The organism is Chromohalobacter sp. 48-RD10 (assembly GCF_029889785.1).
Classification (GTDB): domain Bacteria; phylum Pseudomonadota; class Gammaproteobacteria; order Pseudomonadales; family Halomonadaceae; genus Chromohalobacter.
On record NZ_JARANX010000006.1, the window covers coordinates 207,034 to 228,913 of the forward strand.

The 21,880-nt window shown below is 56.5% G+C and carries 20 protein-coding genes and 1 pseudogene; 15 read left to right on the forward strand and 6 right to left on the reverse strand.

The genetic code is table 11. The features are described from left to right. Nucleotides 1-19: 19 nt before the first annotated feature. The 4 genes and pseudogenes from OP496_RS09380 to OP496_RS09395 all read right to left on the reverse strand — a co-directional run bounded on the left by OP496_RS09380 (nucleotide 20) and on the right by OP496_RS09395 (nucleotide 4,198). Complete coding sequence (locus tag OP496_RS09380) at nucleotides 20-550, reverse strand: hypothetical protein (protein WP_280563351.1); 531 nt, start codon at nucleotides 548-550, stop codon at nucleotides 20-22. Between the two features lie 200 nt (nucleotides 551-750). Continuing rightward, a pseudogene (locus tag OP496_RS09385) lies at nucleotides 751-1,743 on the reverse strand (IS30 family transposase). Nucleotides 1,744-1,868: 125 nt separating this feature from the next. Beyond that, on the reverse strand, nucleotides 1,869-3,176 hold the full coding sequence (locus OP496_RS09390) for a glycosyltransferase (protein ID WP_280563352.1): 1,308 nt from the start codon (nucleotides 3,174-3,176) through the stop codon (nucleotides 1,869-1,871). 104 nt (nucleotides 3,177-3,280) lie between these two features. Beyond that, nucleotides 3,281-4,198, reverse strand: coding sequence for a LysR substrate-binding domain-containing protein (locus OP496_RS09395; protein WP_280563353.1), 918 nt, complete (start codon nucleotides 4,196-4,198; stop codon nucleotides 3,281-3,283). A gap of 143 nt (nucleotides 4,199-4,341) precedes the next feature. Between OP496_RS09395 and OP496_RS09400 the strand changes: the two genes are divergently transcribed. Continuing rightward, complete coding sequence (locus OP496_RS09400) at nucleotides 4,342-5,412, forward strand: tartrate dehydrogenase (RefSeq protein ID WP_280563354.1); 1,071 nt, start codon at nucleotides 4,342-4,344, stop codon at nucleotides 5,410-5,412. Nucleotides 5,413-5,476: 64 nt separating this feature from the next. Then, nucleotides 5,477-5,599 carry a hypothetical protein gene (locus tag OP496_RS09405; RefSeq protein ID WP_280563355.1) on the forward strand — a complete coding sequence of 41 codons (123 nt, stop codon included), beginning with the start codon at nucleotides 5,477-5,479 and terminating at the stop codon, nucleotides 5,597-5,599. Between the two features lie 124 nt (nucleotides 5,600-5,723). On the opposite strand, the gene OP496_RS09410 is transcribed toward OP496_RS09405, so the two are convergent. After that, nucleotides 5,724-7,358, reverse strand: coding sequence for a methyl-accepting chemotaxis protein (locus tag OP496_RS09410; protein ID WP_280563356.1), 1,635 nt, complete (start codon nucleotides 7,356-7,358; stop codon nucleotides 5,724-5,726). A 239-nt stretch (nucleotides 7,359-7,597) separates the two neighbouring features. Between OP496_RS09410 and OP496_RS09415 the strand changes: the two genes are divergently transcribed. Further along, nucleotides 7,598-8,629 carry an SMP-30/gluconolactonase/LRE family protein gene (locus OP496_RS09415; protein WP_280563357.1) on the forward strand — a complete coding sequence of 344 codons (1,032 nt, stop codon included), beginning with the start codon at nucleotides 7,598-7,600 and terminating at the stop codon, nucleotides 8,627-8,629. A gap of 96 nt (nucleotides 8,630-8,725) precedes the next feature. Here the strand turns inward: OP496_RS09415 and OP496_RS09420 are convergent, their stop codons facing one another. Further along, complete coding sequence (locus tag OP496_RS09420) at nucleotides 8,726-10,036, reverse strand: carbohydrate porin (RefSeq protein ID WP_280563358.1); 1,311 nt, start codon at nucleotides 10,034-10,036, stop codon at nucleotides 8,726-8,728. A gap of 351 nt (nucleotides 10,037-10,387) precedes the next feature. On the opposite strand from OP496_RS09420, the gene OP496_RS09425 reads away from it, so the two are divergent. The 12 genes from OP496_RS09425 to OP496_RS09480 all read left to right on the forward strand — a co-directional run. Then, nucleotides 10,388-11,380 carry a succinylglutamate desuccinylase gene (locus OP496_RS09425; protein WP_280563359.1) on the forward strand — a complete coding sequence of 331 codons (993 nt, stop codon included), beginning with the start codon at nucleotides 10,388-10,390 and terminating at the stop codon, nucleotides 11,378-11,380. 251 nt (nucleotides 11,381-11,631) lie between these two features. Next, on the forward strand, nucleotides 11,632-12,402 hold the full coding sequence (locus OP496_RS09430; protein ID WP_280563361.1) for an ATP-binding cassette domain-containing protein: 771 nt from the start codon (nucleotides 11,632-11,634) through the stop codon (nucleotides 12,400-12,402). A gap of 21 nt (nucleotides 12,403-12,423) precedes the next feature. Next, nucleotides 12,424-13,140, forward strand: a complete 717-nt coding sequence (locus OP496_RS09435; RefSeq protein WP_280563362.1) for an ABC transporter permease — start codon at nucleotides 12,424-12,426, stop codon at nucleotides 13,138-13,140. Continuing rightward, nucleotides 13,128-13,859, forward strand: a complete 732-nt coding sequence (locus OP496_RS09440) for an ABC transporter permease (protein ID WP_280563363.1) — start codon at nucleotides 13,128-13,130, stop codon at nucleotides 13,857-13,859. The genes OP496_RS09435 and OP496_RS09440 overlap by 13 nt, the downstream gene beginning before the upstream one ends. Nucleotides 13,860-13,935: 76 nt before the next feature. Next, nucleotides 13,936-14,730 carry a transporter substrate-binding domain-containing protein gene (locus OP496_RS09445; protein WP_280563365.1) on the forward strand — a complete coding sequence of 265 codons (795 nt, stop codon included), beginning with the start codon at nucleotides 13,936-13,938 and terminating at the stop codon, nucleotides 14,728-14,730. 48 nt (nucleotides 14,731-14,778) lie between these two features. Then, entirely contained in the window at nucleotides 14,779-15,897 is a 1,119-nt protein-coding gene (locus OP496_RS09450) for a M14 family metallopeptidase (RefSeq protein WP_280563367.1), read from the forward strand. A gap of 538 nt (nucleotides 15,898-16,435) precedes the next feature. After that, entirely contained in the window at nucleotides 16,436-16,828 is a 393-nt protein-coding gene (locus tag OP496_RS09455) for a hypothetical protein (RefSeq protein ID WP_280563368.1), read from the forward strand. A gap of 150 nt (nucleotides 16,829-16,978) precedes the next feature. Beyond that, the gene (locus tag OP496_RS09460) at nucleotides 16,979-17,587 is read left to right on the forward strand and encodes a hypothetical protein (protein WP_280563370.1); all 609 of its coding nucleotides are present in this window, start codon (nucleotides 16,979-16,981) and stop codon (nucleotides 17,585-17,587) included. 14 nt (nucleotides 17,588-17,601) lie between these two features. Continuing rightward, a complete protein-coding gene (locus OP496_RS09465; RefSeq protein WP_280563371.1) occupies nucleotides 17,602-17,955 on the forward strand; it encodes a hypothetical protein in 354 nt (117 codons plus the stop codon). Beyond that, complete coding sequence (locus tag OP496_RS09470) at nucleotides 17,940-18,626, forward strand: Kiwa anti-phage protein KwaB-like domain-containing protein (protein WP_280563372.1); 687 nt, start codon at nucleotides 17,940-17,942, stop codon at nucleotides 18,624-18,626. The genes OP496_RS09465 and OP496_RS09470 overlap by 16 nt, the downstream gene beginning before the upstream one ends. Before the next feature lie 139 nt (nucleotides 18,627-18,765). Next, nucleotides 18,766-21,594: a TrlF family AAA-like ATPase gene (locus OP496_RS09475; RefSeq protein ID WP_280563373.1), complete on the forward strand. Its 2,829-nt coding sequence runs from the start codon at nucleotides 18,766-18,768 to the stop codon at nucleotides 21,592-21,594. A 105-nt stretch (nucleotides 21,595-21,699) separates the two neighbouring features. Next, on the forward strand, nucleotides 21,700-21,880 hold a 181-nt coding region (locus OP496_RS09480; protein ID WP_280563374.1), incomplete at its 3' end, for an NAD(P)-binding domain-containing protein.

A 21,880-nucleotide genomic window follows, 5' to 3' on the forward strand; every position in this document is an offset into this window, starting at 1 on the left:
GTCAGGTATTACTAGCCAGTCATAATTCCTCGATCTCGGCAAGGAACCGCTCTATTGCGTCCTTGGCGTTATTTGGATCTGATTCCTGAAAGCGGCCTTCGACATAACCGTCGCCAGTTACCAGCTTAATTTTGACCAAATCGGCTTTAACTATACGCTCAACCAGTGAAATTTTTACCGGGAAAGTCTTGGCGGACTCCCTAAAAACCATCCCACCGGCATATTCGCCATCCAAGTCCGTAATCGCCTGATCTGAACTCAGCTTTACAATATCGCCATCGATATTGAATTGCAGGCCTTCGTCAGAAATTATCCGCTCATAATCACCCGGCACAACGGCAGTCAGCATAACCCTATCGGGTGATTTACTCGACCAGTCAGCGCCGATGAGAACAACTGATAGTGCTCCCGTCTTAACCTTTGCCGGTTCCATACTTACCTGAGTCGAACCGTCAAAGTCGGATTGATGGGAGCTGACGTGTCCAGCCATACCGGGCATTGCCGTGCAACCAGTCAATCCTAACAACCCTAGCAATAGAAAAAATATCATGAGTCTCATGATTTACCCTCTGTATTAAATTTCATCCAACTGGCGACTTCTGCACGTTTTGGGGCCTATGTTCATATCCAATCTCCCTATCCCTGCCATTTGTTGATTTCTACCACTTAAAATAACTTCCATCGGAAAGCGGGTGCAATGAACAGCAGAGGACCTACGCTAGTTTTTGCAGCTTATTTACGTTCCTGAATTCAACTAATAAGTGCAGCACCTGCGGTATTCAGGGCCCCTGAGTATTCCCCCAGGAAAACCTGCGCCGGTGTCCGATAACCGAGCCGCTTTCGGGGGCGATCATTCAGCTTATTGACGGTCCTTCTCAGCTCGGCATCCGCCACTTGTCGGAAGTCGGTCTCCTTGGGATAGTACTGCCGGATCAGGCCATTCGTATTTTCATTGGTCCCGCGTTGGCCAGAGCAATAGGGATCGCAAAAGTAGACCGCCGCTGTCACTGCCTTGGCCACTGTCTCATGATTGGCAAACTCCGAGCCGTTGTCCAGCGTCACGGTCTAAACAGCGCCACGCCGGGGCTTCAGCAGCTGAATCATGGCCTTCTGCGTCAGTTCGGCGGTGATGGTGGGGAGCCGAGCTGCCAGCAGATAGCCACTGCGACGCTCAACCAGCGTGACCAAACCGGACTGCTTGTGTCCCTTGAGCACTGTATCGCCTTCCCAGTGGCCAATCGTGCGTCGATCCTCCACTTCAGCGGCGCGGTGCTCGATACCGATTCGGTTCGGAGTCTTGCCGAGTCCGGCGCTCTTGGCTTGTGTACGGTACTTGCTCCGCCACTTGGGCTGCCGTAGACGTCGCCACAGGTCGCCACCCCGTGCCTTGTCATCCCAGATCAACGAATAGACCCACTGATGGCTCACGTAAGCGCCATTGGCGTTGGCCATGAAGCCACTGATTGGCTGAGGGCTCCATTCGTTAGTCAGTTGATCCGTCACCCAGCGCAAGAGGCTGGGGAGTCGCTTTGTCACTTTCCAGGCAGTGCGTCGCCGCCGATCACTGAGGGCCTGAGCCTGGCGGGGGTCGTAGCCCTCGGGAGAGACATTACGGCGTAATTCGCGACTGACGGTGCTGCTGTGAATGCCAAGCGCTCTGGCGATCTGTCGCTGACTCATATGGAGACCCTGTTGGGCGTGAATCTGGTATCGTTGGGTTTGGGTCAGCTGTCGGTATCCCATTCTCTGCTTCACTTTGGTCGGTAAAGTCGAGAGGGTATCGGCGCTGGTCCTCCTTCCTCTACCTGGCGGTCCAAAGTGCTGCGGTTATTCTATGAATCCAGGGTTTAACGCTCACCCGTGAGCGCTCACTTACTGGGGATTTCTTCCTTAGTCTGAACCGTGTCGCGTTCCGGTACGGTTTGAAACACCGAACGCAATACTCGGCCGCGATGCCGCAGCAAGCGCCACTCGCCTTCGAGACGCCCGCGCACCTTTTCCCAGGCACCATCGTCACGCTCCGCCGCGCTCGCCTCGGCCTCGAGCACCTGACGATAGATGCCCAAGCAGTGCTCAGCACAGCGTCGATCATCGAGCTTATGCGCGCTGTCGAATGCTCCCTGGCGTAACCTGGCATGCAGGGTAGGTTCTTGAAGCGTTTCCAGCGCTTTCGCGAACGTCTCGACATCATCGCTGGGGAGCATGATGCCGTTTAAGCCGTCGCTCAGGACTTCGCGCACGCCACTGGCATCGACCGCCACCACCGGCAGGCCCGCCGCCATGGCTTCGGCGACGACCATGCCCTGGGTTTCACTGTGCGAGGCGAAGGCAAAGGTATCCATCGCATGGTAGGCATCGATCAAGGCCTGGTCGTGCAACTTGCCGGTGTAATGAAAACGATCCGCTACGCCCTCGCGGGCGGCATGATCATGCATCACCGTGCGTGCTTCGCCCTCGCCAACGACCAATACCCGAGCCTTGGGATGACGCGCCAGGAAACGCGACAACGCCGCGGCCAGAAAACCGAGGTTCTTCTCCATCGCCAGACGCCCCACGTGCCCTATCACCATCGCATCTTCGGGGATGCCAAAGCGCTGACGCCAGCGCGCGCCTTCGCCTTGGGCAAAGGCGCGCGTATCCACGCCGCTGGGAATCACGCGCACTTTGTCGGGTAAAACGCCCCGCTGGGCCAATAGCGCGGCGATACTCTCGCTGGGTGCGATCACTGAATCGCATAATCGCGTGTATTCACTGGATAACGCGATAGCGAAACGCTGCATGCGCGGCGAGTCGCCGGGCACGTAGTGCGTGTAGTGCTCGTATAGCGTGTGATGGGTAAAGACCAACGGCAGGCCATAAGTTTGCGCCACGCGTGCTGCGGTATCGCCGAGCAGGAAGGGATGGTGGGAATGCACCAGATCGGGCTCGAATTCCTCGATGGCCTCGTAGAGTTGACCGGGCACCGGCACGGGAAGAGAAAAATCACTGCCGTTAAAGCGTTGCATGGCCACCACACGCACCACATCGCGCTCGAAACGTGGCTGACCGTCCAGTTTGGGCGCTACGACCAACACGCTGTGCCCCGCATGCTGCAGGCACCGCTTGAGACGCTGAACAGATTCACTCACTCCACCCACAGTCGGACAGTAGGTGTTGGTGAACATCAGGATATTCAATCCCTCGACTCCCTATGACCTCGAAAGCGCGACGCCGACCTGGCCCGCCGCAAGGCGGCACATCATAGCAGATAGCATGGCACCAAAGGCCAGCGATGGGGACATTAACGTGATGCATCGGGCAATTCGGGAACGCGGCCCCGCATGCCTTGCGTCAGATGTTCGACAAATGTCCTCAAGCGAGCGCCGGCATGGCGACGCGGCTCATGCACGGCATAGAAATCCGCCCGTAAGCCCTGCCATTCAGGCAACAGGGGCACGAGTTCACCCTGCGACAGGGCAGCGTGCACATCCCACCACGACCGCAGCAGAATTCCCGCGCCCTCCCGCGCCAGGCACGTAACCACCTCGCCATCATTGCTGGCCAGGTGCCCACCGACACGCACGGTGCGTACCTCACCCTGGCGTTCGAAGCGCCACAACGCAAAGTCGCTGTCGTTTTCGCGTACGACCAGGCAAGTATGCCGCGCCAGATCCTCCGGACTTTGTAATGGCGGCGCACGCCGCAAGTAGTCGGGCGAGGCGCAGAGGATACGACGATTGGCGAGGACCGGATGCGCGACCAGGTGCGCATCGGGCGGCTCGCCGACGCGAATGCCGAGATCGAAGCCATGATCGGCGAGGCTCAAGGGGAAATTGGTCAACTCCAGCCAGATATCCACCCCCGGATGACGCTCGGTGAAGGTCGCGATCAGTGGCGCCACATGGCGACGCCCGAAGCCAAAGGTGGCATTGATGCGCAGACGCCCCGACAAATCGCCGCGCCGATCACGCAGCTCGCTTTCGAGCTCGCCAAGGTCGGAGAGAATCGTCGACCCACGCGCCAGATAGCGCTCCCCTTCGGCGGTCAGAGTCAACCGCCGCGTAGTGCGCGTCGCAAGTGACACATCGAGTCGCGCCTCCAACTGCATGAGGCGCTTGCTCACCGCCGACAGCGACAGGCCGAGCTCACGCGAGGCACCGGTCAAGCTGCCCGAACGCGCCACCTGTTGAAAGAAGGCCAGATCGTCGAGAGGCGTCACGTCATTCTCCACTTTTATTCAAGAGTGACTTGCATTATAGCCTGATTATCATCGCGATTTCGCACGCTAGACTCAAGGGATGCACCCAAGACGTCACGTCTTACCTTATTTCGCGTCTCACCTTATTATTGAAGGAGCCTTTCATGAACGCACACAACATCGCCGTCATTGCCGGTGACGGCATCGGTACCGAAGTCACCCCGGAAGGCGTCCGTGCGCTGCAAGCCGCCGCTCAGCGTTTCAACATCGACCTCAGTTTCGAAGAGTTCGAGTTCGGTAGCTGCGACTACTATCTCGAACACGGTCAGATGCTTCCGGACGACTGGAAAAGCACGCTGTCGCGCTTCGATGCTCTCTTCTACGGTGCGGTGGGCTGGCCGGAAAAGGTCCCGGATCACATCTCGCTGTGGGGATCGCTGCTGCAGTTTCGCCGTGAGTTCGACCAGTACATCAACCTGCGCCCTTGTAAACTGATGCCCGGCATCAAGAGCCCGTTGGCTGACCGCCAGCCCGGCGACATCGACTTCTACGTGGTGCGCGAGAACACCGAAGGCGAGTACTCGAGCATCGGCGGCAAGATCTTCGAGGGCACCGAGCGCGAGACGGTGATGCAGGAAACCGTGATGACCCGCATCGGGGTCGACCGGGTGCTCAAGTACGCCTTCGAGCTGGCCAAAAAGCGCCCGCGCGGCAAGCTCACCTCGGCCACCAAATCCAACGGCATCTCGATCACCATGCCCTACTGGGACGAACGCGTGAAAGCCATGCACGCGTCCTACCCGGAGATCGACGTGGATCAATTCCACATCGATATTCTCACTGCCAATTTCGTGCTTCACCCCGACTGGTTCGACGTGGTCGTCGCCAGCAACCTGTTCGGCGATATCCTCTCCGACCTGGGCCCGGCATGCACCGGCACCATCGGCGTGGCTCCCTCGGCCAACATCAACCCCGAAGGCGACTTTCCCAGCCTCTTCGAACCCGTCCATGGCAGCGCGCCGGATATCGCCGGCCGGGGCATCGCCAATCCCATCGGCCAGATCTGGTGTGGCGCCATGATGCTCGATCACCTGGGTCACGAAGAGGCCGGCAAAGCAATGCTCGACGCCATCGAGGCAGTGCTCGCCAAAGCCGACCCCAACGTGCTGACGCCCGACCTCAAGGGCCAGGGCACGACGCGAGACCTGGCACAGGCCATCATCGAGGCGATCTGAAAGGGCGCTGGATTACAGCTCACCGAGCTGGCTAGCGACGGCGCGCCAGCTTCAGGAGATGGTCATGCATCATCTCGACGAGGAAGAGCAGGAAGTCTTCCAGTTGGCCGGTCGCGTCTTCGACGACGCGACCAAGCAGTCGCTGGCCATCACCTATCAAGAAGAGATGCAACGCCTGGCGTCTTGAGTAGGAGACCGGAAGTAAGAACCCAGACACCACGCCATAACGCGAACGCCCAGCGAGATATTCTCGCTGGGCGTTCGCGTCTTTCGCCATCGCAGGTCACGAGGCGAACGTTACAGGACCGGCATCAGTGGTCCGAGGCTACGCGAAAACGCACCACGGCCTGATAAAGATCGCCAGCTTGCGTTTCGAGCGAACCGGCAGCGCCCGCCGCCTGCTGTACCAGGGCCGCGTTCTGCTGTGTCACCTGATCCATCTGCGTCACGGCCTGATTGACCTGCTCGATTCCCGAGGACTGTTCCTGAGAAGCAGCGGAAATTTCAGCCATCAAGTCGTTGACACGCTGAGCACCGTCGCGAATCTCGCTCATAGCGCTGTCGGCCTGGTCGACGAGTTCGGCGCCAGCATTGACGTGGCCCACCGACCCTTCGATCAGTGACTTGATATCACGCGCGGCATCCGCACTGCGACTCGCCAGATTGCGCACTTCGCTGGCAACCACCGCGAAACCACGGCCCTGCTCGCCGGCACGTGCCGCTTCCACCGAGGCGTTGAGCGCCAGCAGATTGGTCTGGAAGGCGATGTCATCGATCAGCGAAATGATATCGGCCACCTTGCGGGAACTGCTGCGAATCTCGCCCATGGTGCTTACCACCTGGGAAATCACTTCCTGGCCATGCGCCACCGACGCCGTCGTGGCATCCGAAACCTTGTTGGCCTGATCGGCATTTTCCGCGTTCTGCCGCACGGTTGCGGTCAACTCTTCCATGCTCGACGCGGTTTGAGCCAGCGACGCCGCCTGCTCCTCGGTCCGCGCGGAAAGATCGTTGTTGCCCGTGGCAATCTCCCGCGAGCCCTGATCGATAGCCTCCCCGGCGTCACGGATACGTGCAATCGTCTTGCTCAGCTCGAGACGCATGCGTTCGATGGCATACATCAGGCTCTGAGTATCGCCCTCGCGCAACTCGGTGGGCGTGGTCAGATCGCCTTCGGCGATACGCCCCACGACACGGGCGGCTTCATCCGGCTCGCCGCCCAGACTGCGATACACGTTGCGAATCACCAGCAGGAAGGCTGCGGTCAGAAGGCCCCCCGCCACCAGCAAGACCAGCGCGTACTGCCACAGCTTGTCGATGAAGGCCGACTGAATGTCGTTAGTGTAGACACCCGCCGCCATGTTCCAGCCCCAGGGCTCGAAGCGCTCGACGTAGCTGAGCTTGGGAAAGAGTGCGTCGCTGCTGGCGTCGCGCGAGGAGTACGGCAGATAACCGCCGCCCTCTTCGCCGAGCGAAGCCAGATCACGATACACCGCCACCCCGTTGGGATCTTCGTAGTCCGACATATCCGATCCGGCGTCACGACGCGGGTGATAGACGAGTTGCGCGTCGGCATCGAAGACGAAGATATAATTATCGCGATCACTGCCGAAACGCATTGCGTCGAGATCCTCGGTGGCCCGCGTCTTGGCCTCCTCTTCACTCAAGTCGCCCGACGCGACTCGCTCGGCATAACCATTCAGCAGGGTATGCACCATGCCGATGGTGTTGGAAAGCGCTGCCTTGCGCTCATCGAACATCGTGTTTCTGCTCTGCCACGCCATGCTGACGACGATCGCGATCATTACCAGCCACATCAGTGCCAGCGTCAGCCACAATTTCCTTTTGAGCGTCCACTGCGTACGTGTCGTCTCCGCATGAGAACCGTGCGATACCACCGGCGCCGTCGGTTCACCCGCGTGAGCGACCACGTTCGAATTAGTCATTAACCCCCCTTGCCCCTTAGTACGTCTTCACAATCGATGACAAAGGGGTTATCGGCCATTCGCGGCGATTCTTGATAGGCGCGGCGCAAGATGAGCGTCCACTTTTTACCGAAGGACTCGCCGGCCACATCTCGCCCATTAGTCGAATAAGTTCAACATACGCACACATTAGTTCTACATTCAAAAGGACAGGAACCCGTCACACATTACACTCAACGAATGCAAAGGACCTTCACACCATGCAGATGGGACGTCGCCAGTTTCTCGCCACTTCCAGTGCCCTGGCCGCCACGGCCAGCTTTGCGCCGACGCTAATGGCGCAATCAAACGGTACCGGCACGCCACAGCGTTATCCGGACAATACCTGGGAAGTGCTCGACGACCGCTTCAAGCCCTATTACGTCTTCAACACGCCGCTCGAACGGCAATGGACCGGCGGCCTTTGGCTCGAAGGCCCGGCCTGGAACGCCGTGGGCCGCTACGCCGTGTTCAGCGACATCCCCCGTGCCCGACAAATGCGCTGGGATGAAGCGACGGGTGAAGTCAGTGTGCTGCGCGAAGGCGTCGGCCACTCCAACGGCAATACCTTCGACCGCTGGGGACGATTAGTCGCGTGTGAGCACTCACCCGCACGCGTGGTGCGCTACGAGTGGGACGGCAGCGTCACGACACTGGCCGACCAGTTCCAGGGCAAGCGCCTCAATGCACCCAACGACCTCGTCGCCCTCGACAATGGCGGCATCTTGTTCACCGACCCCGGCTACGGCGCGCATGTGGATTACGAAGGCCACAAGCGCGAGCTCGAGCTCGACCCCGCGATCTACTACATCGACGACGACCTCGACGCGCCACGCTTATTTTCCGATGAGCTCTATAAGCCCAACGGCATTGCGCTGAGTGCCGATAAGCGCACGCTCTATGCCAGTGATAGCGCGCCGTCCCACTATCCCGACCAGCCGGCCACGATCTCGCGCTGGCGACTGGCAGAGGATGGTACCGCGCAAGGCGAGCGCGAGACGGTGATCTCGAGCAAGGACGAAGGCTACGACGGCATCACGCTGGATCAGGACGGCAATATCTGGGCCGGCGTGTCGGGCGGGGAAGGCAAGGACGGTGTCTCGGTCTTCACCGCCGACGGCGAGCGCCTGGCGCGCATTCTGCTGCCGGAAGTCTGCGCCAACCTCTGCTTCGTAGGCGAGGATCGCAACCGCTTGCTGATGACCGCCAGCCAGTCAATCTACACCCTCTACACCGGTGCACGCGGGGCCTAGTACCGTTTTCCAAGCAGCCGACATTCGCCCGGTTTCCATCATGAAACCGGGCATTTCTTGCTGTTCCGATAAAGCACGATGAACTCAAAGAGGGTCTCAGAAACTCGCCTGGATCGTGGTACCGGCGACCCAAGCGTTGTCGACCGAGTCCACCGCCGACGGATTGACCACGTACTGCAGGTTGGGACGCAGCGCCAAGTAGTCGGTCAGGTTGAAGCTGTAGTAAATCTCGGCGTCGTACTCGTGGCCCTGGCGTGGCAGCGGCGAGGATAAACCAGCCGGTGTGGCGTTGTAGTAGTCGACGTAATCGTTGACGTCGTCATTGACGTGCAGATACGCCAGGCCGATGCCGGCGTCGTCCTGCGGGCGGGCATCGAATGGCCCTTCGTAGGTCGCACCAATCGACACGTAGCGATCGATACCCGCCGTATCGCCGTGATTGGCATTGCCCATGCTGAATAGCGTCAACCCGCGATCGGGATTGCCGCCGCGCGTCGTCACCTGCTGCTGAATCACGTAGTAGAGCCCGGTATTGGTGTCACTGGTCTCCGTGGCCGGGCCATCACCATAGGCACGATTCTCGACATTCTGGGTATAGAATCCGAGCTTATAGGCGCCGTCCATGCCATTTATCGTCGGTGTATACCCGAGCTCTACGGGGAAGAGCGTCCCATCGGCGCCACTGGTGCGTAATTCGAAGCCGTTGTCGTTATCCAGGTTGCTTTTATCGATACTGAAAATACCCAACTGGGCATACCAATCGGACGCATAATTCGTACGGATCACCGCCGCCCACTGCGAGATCGGCCAGTTGTAGAGATTGTTGCCCCAATTGCCCGGCTGCGCCCCGCCGAACGCCAGGTTCTGGAAGTTGCTGTCGATGGTAGCGAAGTCATCGCCGAAGGGAATCCGCCCCAGTTTGATAGCCAAGGCGTCGTCGAAGAACCGCTGGCGATACCAGAACTGCGTCAGTCGCGTGACCGGCCCACGCCCTTGCACTTCCTGCACGTTGGAGCCACCGACCGTCGCATCCGGGTCGCTGAGCCGATCGTTGGCCGTATGACCATTGCGGTTGACCATCGTTATCTGGAACTCGGCATCCGGAATCCCGGTCAGCTTGTCGAGGTCAAAATTAGCCCCGACGGCGAACTGATCGGCGTACTTGGTCACGTGGCTGTCGCGGTAACCGCCGTCGAGGATAGTGGCGGCCTCACCGACGTAGTCAAAACTGAAGGTAACACCGGCGTCTTCCAGCGCCGTGCGTTCTCCTCCCCAATCACCGAACATATAGGGGGAATCCGGCGCGAAGGCCGAGTAGGCATTGGCTGTACCGGCCACCAGGAAGCTGCCGATGATGACGAGTGGCGCGCTACCTGCGCGAAGCCTGCCGAACGTGCGCGATGTCATGATGTTTTCATCCTCTTTTATTTTGCGTGTTATCAATAGCACGTTAATAATATTCTCGAATACGGCATCATGAAAGTCTTGCTTGTTCGAGCAGCCTCTCCCGCTCGCGGACATCGTCGATGATGCTTGGCGATAGGGTTTTCATCTTGAGACCGGGCATTTTCATTACGCCGACCTCCCCTCTTGTGATGGTGCGCCCGGTTCGTACTGTAGAGGCATCGATATTGCTAATGGCGTATTAGCGATGCTTGAGCCAATAACACAATAGGCGCACGACATGACCAACCAAGAATTCTTCGTTCCCTACGAATCCACCGATGTGCGCGGTGAGCGCCCTGCGGGGCATTGAACATGCTCGACGAGTGGCTCGCCTCGAGTCTCGACGCTGACTCCGTCGAACCGCGCGAAGGGCTTGAGGGAAAGTTGCCCGGCGGGCGTTATCGCCTGCACGCGCCCGGCGTGCTCGAACTGCTCCCCGATGAACTCACCCCCGAGGCGCAAGCATGCGTCGTCTCGGCGGGCATCCACGGCAACGAAACCGCGCCCATCGAGCTCGTCGGAACGTGGTTGGCGCGTCTCGAGGCCGGCCAGCTCAGACTCGGCGCGCCGGTGCTGGTGATCCTCGGCAACCTTGAGGCGATTCGACAAGGCGTGCGCTTTTGCACCACCAACCTCAATCGCCTGTTCCAGCAAGGCCTTGAACTGGAAGGCGATGAACCCGACCGCGCCCGCGAGTTGATGGCCGTCGTCGATGCCTTCTTCGCGCGCCATGCCCTGCCGCGCGTGCATTACGATATGCACACCGCGATTCGCGACAGCCGCTACCCGCGCTTTGTCGTCGAGCCCTTCGCCGAGTCCGCGACCGATCTTGGGCAATGGCAGGGGCTGGCCGCCGCCGGGATGCAGGCAGCTTTGCATCAGCATCGCCATAGCTGGACCTTCTCGCATTATTCCAAGCATTATCACGCCGCGCAGGCGTTCACGCTGGAGCTCGGCAAGGTGCGTCCCTTCGGGGAAAACGACCTCGAGGCGCTATCCGGGATGCGCACGCTGCTCGAAGCATTGCTCGAGGGTCGCCCGGCACCGTCGGGGAATCTCGAAGAGGTGCGTTTCTTCCGCGTCGTCAGCGAGCTGATGCGCCAATCGCAGGACTTCGCGCTGTGCTTCTCCGAGGAAACGCCCAACTTCACCGAGTTCGGCGTGGGCACCCGGCTCGCGCACGATGGCCAAGCCGGCGATACCCTCGTTGAAGAAGCGCCGGTGGCAGTGGTGTTCCCCAATGCCCAGGTGGAACTCGGCGCCCGCGCCGCACTGCTGGTGCGTGCGTGCCTACCGCCGACATGACGCTCTCGCCTTTTCGCACGACACTCAATGACAACAACGACAGGACGGCTTTCATGCACAAGACAACGCATCCATACGACAGACGTCGTATCATCGGCCGCAAAATCGAGTCTTCTCGGTCGCCCGCGGCCTGCTAGAATCGCTCCCTTTTTCGCGCTAGCCGCCCCAAAGGTCGCCGCACCACACTCATTGGCCTCTTCACCGTCGCCCGGTGTGCCGACCGAGACTTACCGCCACGTTTGGAGCTTTTCATGGCTGATACACCCATTCCCCTCGAAGTGCGAGACATCACCAAGCGCTTCGGTGACACCGAAGTCCTCAAGGGGCTCTCTCTCAAGGCCCACAAGGGTGACGTGATCACACTGATCGGCGCCTCCGGCTCCGGCAAGAGTACCTTCCTGCGCTGCATGAACCTGCTCGAACAACCCAATGAAGGCGAGTTGATCGTGCATGGCGAAAATATCACCTTCAAAACCACGCGTCGTGGCCGCGAACCGGTCGACTGGAAGCAGGTCGAGCGCATTCGCGCCAAGCTTTCGATGGTATTCCAGAGCTTCAACCTCTGGGCCCACATGACGCTTCTGGAAAATGTCATCGAAGCGCCGACCCATGTGCTCGGCAAGCCGAAACGTGAAGCCATCGCACACGCCCGCGATCTGCTTGACCGTGTAGGGCTACTCGATCACGCCGATTACTATCCAGCGCAGATGTCAGGCGGCCAGCAACAGCGCGGTGCCATCGCCCGTGCCCTGGCCATGGACCCTGAAGTGATGCTGTTCGACGAGCCAACCTCGGCCCTCGACCCTGAGCTGGTCGGCGATGTACTCAAGGTCATGCGCGACCTCGCCGAAGAGGGCCGCACCATGATCGTGGTGACTCACGAGATGAGCTTCGCGCGCGACGTCTCCTCGCAAGTGATCTACCTGCATCAGGGCATGGTCGAGGAAGTCGGTCCGCCGAAGGAGGTCCTCGACAATCCACAGTCGGACCGCCTCAAGCAGTTCCTAGCTCCGAAGCACTGACGCCCGACGGGAGAAAATCGCATGATCGATCTACAGGGCTATGGCCCCCGTCTTCTCGAAGGCGCCCTGGTCACCTTGGAAGTCGCTGTGCTGTCGTTGTTGCTGGCCTTGATCCTCGGCCTGCTCACCGCCAGCGCCAAGCTCTCGCGCCACTGGCTGTTCCATCGCATTGCCACACTCTACACCACGCTCATTCGCGGGGTGCCTGATCTCGTCTTGATGCTGCTGCTGTTCTTCGGCGGTCAGATAGGCGTCAATATGTTCACCGATTGGCTCTACTACGAGTTCGATGTGGATATCTTCATCAACATCAACGAGTTCGTCGCCGGCGTCGTGACCATCGGCTTCATCTTCGGTGCCTATATGGGCGAGACCTTTCGCGGCGCCTTTCTTGCCGTCGAGAGTGGCCAGATCGAAGCAGGACGTGCCTACGGGATGTCCAACCGGCTCATTTTCCGACGCATTCAGTTTCCGCAGATGATGCGCCACGCCCTTCCCGGGCTGGGCAATAACTGGATGGTACTGCTCAAGACCACCGCGCTGGTCTCGGTGATCGGCCTTTCCGACATGGTGCGTATCGCCGCCGAAGCGACCAAAGCCACGCATGAGCCGTTCCTGTTCATGATCCCGGTGGCCGTGGTGTACCTATTGATCGCCAGTGTGTCGGAATGGATCGTCGCGCGGCTGCAAAAACACTATAACGCTGGTTTCGGGGAGGCGGACGAATGGAACAACTAAACGCCTGGTTCACCGAACTTCTCTCGGACAATGCCATCTTCACGGCCAATACGCTCGGCTACTACCTCGATGGGCTGGGCAGCACCGTGCGTCTGGTGTTTCTGTCGCTGATCATCGGTTTGCTGCTGGCAGTACCGCTCGCCATCGCACGGGGCTCGCGCCGCAAGTGGATCAAGTGGCCCGTGTTCCTCTATACCTATGTGTTTCGTGGCACGCCGTTGTTGATCCAGCTATACCTGATCTACTATGGCGTGGTGTTCATCGAAGGCATTCAGGACACCTTCTTATGGGCGATCCTCAAGGACGCGTTCTACCCAGCACTGATCGCCTTTACGCTCAACACCGCCGCCTATACCACCGAGATTTTCCACGGCGCGATCAAGGCGACGCCGCGGGGCGAGATCGAAGCGGCACGCGCCTACGGCATGTCACGTGCGCTGATGATGCGGCGGATCATCCTGCCCAGCGCTTTCCGGCGCGCCCTGCCGGCCTACGGCAATGAGGTAATCTTCATGCTCCACGCCAGCGCCATCGCCAGCGTGGTCACGATCATGGACCTCACCGGTGCCGCGCGCTTCGTGTACGCCCGCTTCTACGCACCCTTCGACGCCTTTCTCTTCGTGGCGGCAATTTACCTGTGCCTGACCTTCGCCATCCTGTTTCTCTTCCGCTATCTGGAAAAGAAACTCCTGGCGCATCTCAAACCGATCAACGGATGATATCCGGCCTGCCGCGGCCCGTGTCACGGCGCGCGGCAGGTCTTACCCACCGAACGACATTCCAATGAGGCTTACCATGAAAAAGCTCCTGGCGCTGACCCTACTGGGCGTGGTCATGACGACCGCTACCGCTCAGGCACGCGATACCGACCACGTACGTCTGGCCATCGACGTGCCCTACGAACCTTTCGTCTACCGCACGCCTGAAGGCGAACTGGAAGGTTTCGAGATCGATCTCGGCAACGAACTGTGCAAGCGAGCCGGCCTGGAATGCACCTGGGTCGAGCAATCTTGGGACGGCATCATCCCCGGCCTGCTCTCGCGCAAGTACGATGCCATCCTCTCCTCGATGGCCATTACCCCCGAGCGTGAAAACCAGGTACTGTTTTCGATCCCCTACTACAACACCCCCAGCGTCTGGATCACGCGCCGCGATCGCGACATCGACATCAACGACAAGGACGCACTCGAAGGGCTCAGCGTCGGCGTGCAGCGCGGCACCATCCGCGACAGCTATGTCACGCAGATGTACGGCGACACCCTCGATATCCACCGCTATTCATCGTCGCAAGACGTCGCCAACGATCTGGTATCGGGTCGCCTGGATTTGTCCTTCGAGGACTACCCCCTCGCCGTGGATACCTTCCACTTCAAAGATGACGACAGCGAGTTCAAGAAGATCGGCGAGAACATCAAGAAGCCCGTCTCGATCTTCGGCAAGGGCGCGGCCATGGCGTTTCGCAAACGCGATAAAGAACTCGCCGAGGAATTCAATCAAGCCATTCGCGACGTCTATGCCGACGGCACCTACGACAAGTTGATGAAGCAGTACTTCGACTACGACATCTCCCTGCCCGTCGGTAAACAATGACCGATTGCCGGCGGTAAAACGTACCGCCGGCCTTTACGAGGACACTTCATGCAGCATCGCACGCATCCCTTGTTGAGCCCGGTTCCCGGTACGCAGCGCAGCCTGGAGAGTTTTCACTTCGGCCCCGCCGAGGCGGAAAAGCGTGTCTACATCCAAGGCTCGCTGCATGCCGACGAGCTCCCCGGCATGCTGGTCGCCTGGACACTCAAGCAGCGCCTGAAAGCGCTGGAAGAGACCGGACAGCTCAAGGCGCACATCATCGTGGTACCGGTCGCCAACCCCATCGGGCTCGACCAGCAACTAATGGACATTCCGCTGGGGCGCTACGATTTCGAAAGCGTGAGCAACTTCAACCGAGGCTATCGCGACGTCACCGAGCGCATCGCCGAAGGGCTGGAAAGCGCGCTAACGCAGGATGCCGAGCACAACCAGGCCGAGATACGTCGGCGCTTCATCGCCGCCCTCGATGAACAGCCGGCCACCACGGCCTTCGAGTCGCTGCAGCTGACGCAGCAACGCCTGGCCTGCGACGCGGACTTCATCCTCGATTTGCACTGCGACTTCAACGCCGTCGAGCACCTCTACACCACCCCGGCGGCATGGCCCGATTTCGAGCCCCTGGCGCGTTATTTCGGCGCCAAGGCCAGCATGCTCGCCATCGACTCCGGCGGCGGCTCGTTCGACGAGTGCTTCACCCTGGTATGGGAGCAACTGCGCGAACGCTTTGGCAATCGCTATCCCATTCCCTACGGCAGCCAATCGATCACCCTCGAACTACGCGGCCAGCAGGACGTCGCCCGCGACATCGCCGAACGCGACGCCGACGCGATTCTCGACTGGATGCGCTATCACGACCTGGTCGACGGCGAAGCGCCACCCCTGCCCGCGTTGGCGTATCCCGCCACCGAGCTCGCCGCCATGGACTTCCTGCGCGCCCCGGCGGGCGGCGTCGTGGTCTTCCAACGCACGCCAGGAGAAGAAGTCAAAAGCGGCGACCTAATCGCCGAGATCATCGACCCCATCAGCGACGCCGTGCACCCCGTGCGTGCCGAGCAAGACGGCATGTTCTACGCCCGCACCCAGCGCAGAATGGCCACCGCCGGCATGATAGTCGCCGACGTCGCCGGCCACCACGCCCATCGCAGTGGCTACCTACTCGCACCGTGAAGTAGCACTAAAGGTGGAAATAACCGCGCCCTCACGTTCTTGTTTCATCGACGCAATCGCCATCGACAACGGGCAGCCCACACTGCCCGTTGTTTTACGAGTAAGCTAATACTCACAAACTTACTCCTCAATAGTCGACATATTCACCAAACCACAAAATACGTTTGTAAGTGACGCCTTATCCGCTTTGCTGACAGACCTCATCCCACCTAATATGAAACCCTAAGGCCGCTTAGATGGCTCAAAAAGAACCGATACGCATGGGACTACCGCATCAAAACGATATGCAGTGGCCGTGGCGGTAGCATGCCTGCTGACGGGTACGTACCTCACCACAAAGCAAGAAGAGTGACGGAAACCATCAAAAGCAGCAGGCACGCGAATTCTACATAACGCGCTGAATCATTCTGAGCATGCATTAAAATCAATGGGTTAGGTGCGTAAGGACAAGCTAGATAAGATTTATTGAACGCACGCGCTCGTTCAAGTAGCAAAACGAGCGCGCTAGCTAATACGCTGTTAAAGATCAAGGAAAATCATGCTCAGTACCGTCATCGCAATAATTGGCGCACTCACAGGCTTAGGGAGCCTTTGGTTCACCGAGCGTCAGTGGCGAAAGATCAATCGCAAGATTGCAATGCTCAATGATGCGGGTGCTGCAATAGAAATATTGCCAGCATGGTACACGGGCCGAATGATGATGGATCAGTGGTCGTTTGGCCTCAAAACCATTGATGGAAGCCTCATCGCAATTAGCACAATTCACGCTATATCCGACGACGGGAAATGGATGGATGTGGAGCTTCTTACCGAAGATGAAGTGCCTGACCTAAATCATTCAAATATTGTTTGCGCTGTCGCCGAGGACCGTCGTCCAGCTTCAGTCCAGATAGACAAAGTTGTTGCGGCATATGACATTATTACCAGCTAGGCCGCAGCAAATTTTTAACAAGGCCAGGCACGGCGACGGCTTTTTCGTTGCGGCTTCGCCTCCACTACAAAGCCGCGCGTGCTGGCGGCGTTACACGTATCCATGTACTTCTCTGGCATTAGGTTGAATTTTAAGGATGAAGAGAGATAAATGATTAATCATAAGCCAAAGGAGACCGCGCCATCAGTCTGGGTCGAAGTCTTTATATTTGTATCATCTTATTACCCTTTATTTTTAATACTTCTTATACGTGACATAAGCGAAAAAACAAATGGTATAAAATTTGGCTTTGATTCTTGGGAGTTAAAAGTCAGCTTGTGGGCTCTTGCACTATTTTTTTTGTCATCTGTAGCAAGCCTTATCGTTGGCCCATTAATGAGACGTCTTTTAATTCATCAACAAGGCGGAACACCGATTAAAATACAAGAAGTGAGTCAGATTAGGGGGGATATGCTCAATTACACGCTACCTTTTTTGATTGGATTATTTGCATTTGATTATAAAAGCATTCAATCAATATTGTCCTTACTTATATTCTTGGTTTTTATATTCGCATTCGTGCACAAAGAAAAAATATCCCTGCTTAACCCTATGTTTCTATTGATGGGGATTCGACTTTATAACATTAAATATAAAGAGGTAGGTAGGTCACCTATTCATATTGAAAATGCACTTTGCTTAGGTAAAGTCGAAGTATCTAACCAGACAGTGGAAATAAAAGAAACAACAGGTATTCATTTTATTTTCCCTTGTAAATAAATATCGGAGTAAAAATGGCTATGGAAAATATTTCAGCGAGCAGGCTTGCAGAAGAAACTCAAACGCAATTGGATCAGGCTGCATTAGATAACAAACTTAGCAACCTGAAAAGCCAAGATCTTGCGAATGCGGTTGTTAACGTATACGTAACAAAGATAAGCACATCAAATAAAGATAAGCGCTTTATTAGTGTAAAGCGGCTGAAAGTGCACAACAGTGCCAAGGAAAGTTTTAAGAAGTATGTGACTGAGTGTATCGAAGGAAACGAGCATATATGTGAATTGCGGACAATTAATACAAACCAAGATAATAGGTTTTTTATGTTGAAAAAGCTGCAACAGATTTTTCCCTTATGGAAGAGTTTGTAACTTCTGGTGAATTAGAATATGTGCAAGAGCAAAGCGAATTAAATAATTTTAATTCGTATGTAATTCAACTGACATTTGGTGATTCAGAAAAAAGTATTTTTGCATTTAGGTATATTAGTGGAGCTTGGTCAGTAAAAAAATCCTGTGGTAAATTTTTAGGATTTGAGACTATACAAAATGAGCTAATCATTAACATAGATACTGATCCTCGGTTTCAAATTACGTCTTACATAGATTTCTTGCAGTTTAAAGACGACGTATTTATTGCTGACATTCAGCAGTTTGAAACTGCAATGAACTTCCATGAAAGGTTAAAGGAAAAGAAAGAGGAAGCTATTACAGCACTTTGCTCAAGTTCTGCTATCCTTGCTACTGCGAAAGATCCCATCACAAGAGTAATTGGAAGCGACAAGCATTTGATGAGGCAGTTGGCATCCGTGCATGAAAAAGGTTACTACAATAATGATATTTGGCTTGCAAAATTAAAAAGCGCAGCTGAGGAAGCTGGAACTTGGAAAGTTAGATTTGACGAACACGGGAAAATAGTAATAGAGGAAAGCAAAGAATATATAAAAGAGCTACTAACTCTACTGCAAAATAAACGTGTAAAAACTATTGTTGATGGGATTGTGTTTGACGTAGATGGTGAACTAATTGCTCTTGATGCTTAAATCGAGAAATACGTGTAACAAGCCACTGCACTCGGAAATTTCAGTCGCTTCGCTCCCAAAATTCCGGTGAGTGGGGCGTTGGGCGGCAAATCCGGCCTGACATACAAATAAAGAACTTTTAGCGGATAGGACGCAAAAAATGCCGAACTCGTACGAAGGCATGCGCTGGATGAAGTGCGACCTGCAGATGCAAACACCCGCGGATGTGCGGCATTGGGGCGGAGCGCCTCTCGAAGACGGACAAGAGGCTGACGCAGCAAAGGAATTTGCCGAGGCCTGTTATCAACAGCGTCTGGAAGTTGTGGGCATTACGGATCACAACTTTCTGAGCAAGGACTTCCTTCCATACCTGCAAGACGCTTTCGATGAGATTGAGCGTAGGTACGGGCACAAGATTACCTTGTTCCCAGGGTTCGAGTTTGAAGCGGATGTCGGCAAAGGGATGCATGTTCTCTGCCTCTTTGAACCGGGAACCAGCCTGGATGACATAGACCACCGTTTAACTCAATGCGGAGTTGGTCGGCCTCGAATAGAAGATGGACGGCCAGCCAAATCAACAAAACGCTTGCCCGACATTCTGGACGTCATCCAGAAACCGAATTCAGACGGAGTATGGCGGGGAATTGTTATTGTTCCTCACATTTTTCAAGATAGTCTTTTTGATAACGACAGGATTAGTGAATGGCTTCAGCAGGAAGAGTATCGAAACCCTGATCTTTTAGCTGTTGAAGTACCCAAGCCAGTCAGTCGAATGAGCAGTGCATTCCAGAAGTTGTTTCGGTCAGGTGACGATTGCTATGACGAATGGAAGCGAATCCGTCCCATCGCCACAGTCATGTCTTCTGACAACAAGAAGTTGGTCGACGTCGATGTTCATCAGAGGCCGAAGCCTAACAGTATTGGGTACCGGTACTCATGGATCAAGATGTCGAATCCCTCCATCGAGTCGGTCCGTCAGGCATTCCTGGATCACGAATCCCGCATCGTTTTGCCCGACGATGTAGCGACCGATACGCATCCAGCGCAGCGAGTTCGCCAAGCGACCATCAAATCGATCTCGATCAATGGCGTTGCGTTCCTCGCTGATCAGGAAGTGCATTTTTCTCCCAACATGAACTGCGTCATTGGTGGGCGCGGTAGTGGGAAATCCACTCTGCTTGAATATCTGAGGATTCTCTTTGGAAAGGACAAAGCGGCGGATCTTGATCACGGGACCAAAGAGCGGGTTGCACGGGTACGGGATACACTGAAAGAAATCTGCGCCGAAGTGGAAGTATGCTGGGTCAGCGCGGACGGCGTGGAAGATCGTATTGCCTGGCATCGTGACCATCCCGCCGTGCAGGGTCGTGAACTGGCCGATCCCGAAACATTCTTCAATACCTTGCCTATCCGATTCTACAGTCAGCAGCAGCTTAATCGTCTAACTGAGGCCGAAACGGACGACGGAAGCGTTCGGCAAGCTCAGCGGCTAATGGAGTTGGTGGACGGATTTACAAAGGACGAACTAGATAATCTCGCGGAGAGGGAGCACAAGCTTAAGCTCAAGATCGAGGAAGCGTTCTCCAGTCTCCACAGAGCCAATACACTCGAAAAAGACTACAAGCGGCTCCAGCAAGAGCATCAAGAATTGGATCGCCAGTGGAAGGCCCGGAGCGAGATTCAAGAAGATGCCAAGCGGCATCAACTACTAAAAGACGAGGCGCGCTATCTCGGCGGGGTTAAAGGAGACCCCGGCAAGCAATTCGCGGACGTTGCCAACATGGCTGAGACGATCGCTTCGGCGCATGTGCCATTTCAGGTTAGCGACTCACCTCATGCCGCGTGGTTTAAGCAATTCGACGGCAAGGTAAAGGCGGCCAAAGATTCGCTTGCCCGAACTATCCGTGATGCCGTCGATCAGTTTGAGGCCGAAATCGAGGGCCTTAAAAGTAGCGATCCGAATTGGGATGCTATCCGTGAGGAGCTGGAGCAGGCCGATTCTAGATTCAATGAGGCATGCGAGGCTAAAGGCTTAACAACGGATGACGTTGGCCATCTTCAGGAAATCAGCCAAGAACGCGCAAGGAAACAGCGGGAGATTGAGGAGACCGGGGGCGAAATTCAACGACTCAAGGAAGCTGCGGGAGACACGGACTGGCTCATGCAGCAGTTGCACGAAATCTGGAGGAGCCAATTCCAGAAACGCGTCGAAGCTGCGGAGCGAGCCAATCGACTCGCTGTGCTGAGCGAAGATAGGCAGCCGTTCATCGAGGTCTCCGCAAGGTACCAGCAGGATCATAAGAAGTTCCGTGAACTCTGGCAGAGCTTTGCGCCGTCTGATGGGCGGACACGGTTAGGCAAGAACTGGGAAAGCTGTGGAGAAAAGCTCTACAAACTGTTTTCCGAGAACGAAGAGGCGAAATCACCGTGGCAGGAGCTTGAAGATCGTTTGTCCGTGGAGGAAGGCTCGGCCGGTGCGGAATTCGACACAAGTAGCCAAGAACTATTCCAGTACATTCAGAATAATCGTGAGCGCTGGGAAGAGTTGCGCTGCTCCCGAGTCCAAGACACCGTCGACATGAAACTGTTTCGTGCAGATGGATCCACTGCAGGTAGTATCGCCGAAGGGACACTGTCTGATGGTCAACGGAACACCGCCGCCCTTGCTCTGTTGTTGGCGCAGGAAGGCGGCCCCTTGGTTATCGATCAGCCCGAGGATGAGTTGGATTCTAACTTTCTGTTCCGAGAGCTTATACCGATGTTGAGGAACGTAAAAACGAAACGCCAGCTCATCATAGCTACACACAACGCGAATTTGCCAGTAAATGGGGACGCAGAGCTGGTCTACGCCTTCGAAGCGCAAGATGGCAAAGGTGAGCCACTTTCGTGCGGTGGTTTGGACCAAAGGCCCGTGACGAAGGCGGTTCTCGATATTATGGAAGGAACGGAGGAGGCGTTTCGCAGGCGGCGAGAGAAGTATCACTTTTGAGAGCGAAGGGTGAAGCGCGCCCAACAAAGCCATGCAGCCGACGCTCGTTCCTCGCGCCGCTTATTGCGAGCGTTATGCAACAATTTAGAGACTAGAAGGAGTTTTATGGAAGGTGCGAAAACACAAGTCAGCGTGATCGGTCTTGGTGCCATGGGACGCGAAATCGCGCGCAATTTGTTGGCGGCGGACTATGACGTAACGGTGTGGAACCGTTCGCCGGAACCAGTGAACGAACTGATCGAGGAAGGGGCAACCGCTGCACAAAGTCCGGAACAGGCGTTTTCTT